The following is a 605-nucleotide window of genomic DNA, read 5'->3' on the forward strand; positions in this document are numbered from 1 at the left end:
GAGATAACGCTGGCGAGTGCCGATTTATTCCCGGTCGGGGTGAAATCTTATTGTTCTTGCTTGCCTTTATCCGTTTTCCCTCGCCGCCCGTGTCAAAAGCCGCTGATAGAACAGGCCGATACCGATCAGAACCGCGCCGAGGCCGATGAAGGATAGCGCCCGGAGTACGCCTTCCAACTCCGACATGTCGAATATGAAGACCTTCAGCACGGCGATCGCGATCAGCGCGGCCGAAGCGATGCGCAGCACCTGCGATTTCAGCCAGACGCCAGCTGAGAGCAGCGCAACGCCAATCACCAGCCAGAGCGCCGAATAGGTGTAGGTTTCCAACTGGCCGAGGCCGCTCCACAGGCCGATGAATTCGCCCTTGAACAGGCGCCTCACCGACAGCGTGGCATAGGCGAAGGCAAGCGCGGCAGACACCACGGCCAGCATCTGCGCATACCATTTTGGCCGCTTGTCCCTGGCGTAGAGCGCCAGTCCCCCGGCGGCGACCGCCGGCAGGAGATAGGCGAGGAACAACAGGTTGAACACCGGGATACGGCCGGTCGATTCGTCGGTAAGCAAAGGATTCAGCACCACGAAATGCCTGACAACGATGAAAG

Annotated in this window: 1 protein-coding gene; it reads right to left on the reverse strand. The window is 59.8% G+C overall.

Annotation, left to right across the window (positions count from 1 at the left end):
- Nucleotides 1-66: 66 nt before the first annotated feature.
- Nucleotides 67-605 (reverse strand): DUF2339 domain-containing protein (locus EN994_RS34340; RefSeq protein WP_127308297.1); only part of this gene is annotated, 539 nt, incomplete at its 5' end.

Source organism: Mesorhizobium sp. M7A.F.Ca.CA.002.09.1.1, assembly GCF_003998555.1.
GTDB lineage: Bacteria > Pseudomonadota > Alphaproteobacteria > Rhizobiales > Rhizobiaceae > Mesorhizobium > Mesorhizobium ciceri.